We start from the raw sequence: 2,356 nt of genomic DNA, 5'->3' as shown, positions 1-2,356 counted from the left end.
GTTTGATCGCCCCCCAAACGAATATCCAATAAACGAACCAGTTCTTGATGAAATTGCCGTGTTTATTCCGATTAATTCACCACGTGTATTCACCAAAGCTCCACCACTGTTTCCTGGATTTACCGCTGCATCTGTTTGAATAAACGAATCAATATTCGTATTTCCGTTTAAATCTCGTCCTGTTGCACTTACAATACCTGCTGTAACTGTAGATGTTAAATTATACGGATTTCCTACTGCCAATACCCATTCTCCAACCTTCATGTTATCTGAATTTCCGAAAGGTAAATTTGGCAATTCAATATCAGCTTCTACTTTCAACAAAGCTATATCGTTTGCTTTATCTGCTCCAATTAACGTAGCTTTTAACTTTTTTTGATTGTTTAACGTAATTTCTATATCGTTTGCTCCTTCAATTACATGGTTATTGGTTACAATATATCCGTCAGGAGAAATAATTACTCCACTTCCTGTGCCTACTTGTTCATACTTTCTGGTTCCACTTCCTCTACCGTAAAACAATTCTGCTAACGGATTTTGCTGTGTTCGTATCGATGTATTCTTAACATGTACTACTGCGTGTACCGTTTTATCGGCTGCCTCGGTAAAATCAGTCGGGGTTGACGATGAGTTTATCACTGTTGGCGTATAACTTGCTTCAACAGTTTGCATTGTTGGTTCTACTACTTTCTCTACAACTACTTGCGGTTCTTCAATCAATGTTTTATATCCTGCAAGTGCTATTGCTCCTCCTAAGATTGCAATTCCTAAAGTTCCAAATATTTTCTTCATATGATTACAAAATTTTATATTTCAAATATATCAATTTTAACATTTTAAGTAAATGTGTTTAACTTCTATTTAACGGACTTTAACCGCTATTTAACAGTCTACTCTCCTTGATAAAATATGTATCTTTGTTTAATATTATGGATTTAGAATTTTACAAATATCAAGGAACAGGGAACGATTTTATCATGGTAGATAATCGTTCAAAAACCTTTCCAAAAAATAAAACTGACATTATTGCAAAATTGTGTAATAGAAATTTTGGAATTGGTGCTGATGGTTTAATCTTACTTGAAGAAGATACTGATACCGATTTTAAAATGGTATACTATAATTCTGACGGTAACGAAAGTACCATGTGTGGTAACGGCGGACGATGTATTGTTGCTTTTGCTCATAAACTAGAGCTTTTTGAAACCAACACAACTTTTATCGCTATTGATGGACTTCATCATGCATCTATTGCTAACAACATTGTATCTCTTCAAATGATAGATGTTGAGGATGTAAAAGTATTTGACAATTATGTTTTTACCAACACAGGTTCTCCTCATCATGTACAATTAGTAAATAACCTCTCTGAATATGATGTTTTTTCAAACGGAAGAAAAATCAGAAATGAAGTTTACGGTACCGAAGGAAGTAATGTAAATTTTGTAGAGCAAGTTAACTCTAATACTTTCCGAGTTCGTACCTACGAGCGTGGTGTTGAAGACGAAACTTTAGCTTGTGGAACAGGTGTTACCGCTGTTGCTATTGCTATGCATGCTACAAAAAAAACTACTAATACTTCAATTACTCTACCTGTAGAAGGAGGAGAATTAAAAGTTTCTTTTGAAGAAAAAAACAGCACTTATACTAATGTATTTTTAACAGGACCTGCTACATTTGTATTTGAAGGTAAAATAAACATTTAGTGCATACGTTAGCAGGAACATATATCAACTTAAGAGCTTTAGAACCTGAAGATTTGGAGTTTTTATTTCAGATGGAAAACAACGAACTCTTCTGGGAAGTTAGCCATACACAAGCTCCTTTTTCTAAATTTTTATTGAAACAATATTTAGAAAATTCATATTTAGATATATACGAAGCAAAGCAATTACGTTTAGTTATTGAAGAGAAAGCTACCAGTGAACCTGTTGGAATGATTGATTTGTTTGATTTTAACCCTCAACACAAAAGAGCTGGAGTTGGAATTTTAGTCCATCCTGATTCTCAACACAAAGGGCTTGCTTCAGAAGCTTTAGAGTTATTAATAAAGTATTGTTTTACGCATTTACAATTACATCAATTATATGCAAATATTACAGATGATAACCATAACAGTTTACATCTTTTTCAAAAACACAACTTTACACAAATTGGTATAAAAAAAGATTGGACATACCACAAAGGAACATATAAAAACGAACTACTATTTCAATTAATCAATGAATAAGAAAATTATTTTAGGAAGCATTGCTGTTATTTTTTTAATTGGCGGAATTATTGGCTTTAACTATTATCAAAAAATATTTGGAAAAGCAGTTACCAAAGATGGTGCTGTTTTTATTGGTTCAAACGC

The 2,356-nt window shown here is 33.0% G+C and carries 3 protein-coding genes; 2 read left to right on the top strand and 1 reads right to left on the bottom strand.

The window, feature by feature from the left end; translation table 11 throughout:
- Positions 1-792: trypsin-like peptidase domain-containing protein (locus tag OU788_RS12135; RefSeq protein WP_274635411.1), on the bottom strand; the 792-nt coding region annotated here is incomplete at its 3' end.
- Between the two features lie 137 nt (positions 793-929).
- Between OU788_RS12135 and dapF the strand changes: the two genes are divergently transcribed.
- Together dapF and OU788_RS12125 are read left to right on the top strand one after the other, a co-directional pair.
- Positions 930-1,706: a diaminopimelate epimerase gene (gene dapF, locus OU788_RS12130; RefSeq protein WP_274635410.1), complete on the top strand. Its 777-nt coding sequence runs from the start codon at positions 930-932 to the stop codon at positions 1,704-1,706.
- Complete coding sequence (locus OU788_RS12125) at positions 1,706-2,230, top strand: GNAT family N-acetyltransferase (RefSeq protein WP_274635409.1); 525 nt, start codon at positions 1,706-1,708, stop codon at positions 2,228-2,230. Before dapF ends, OU788_RS12125 begins: the two co-directional genes overlap by 1 nt.
- Positions 2,231-2,356: the final 126 nt, after the last annotated feature.

Source organism: Tenacibaculum sp. L6 (assembly GCF_028823685.1).
Classification (GTDB): domain Bacteria; phylum Bacteroidota; class Bacteroidia; order Flavobacteriales; family Flavobacteriaceae; genus Polaribacter.
Note: the sequence above shows the minus strand (reverse complement) of the source record. Positions and strands in the feature narration are given on the sequence as shown.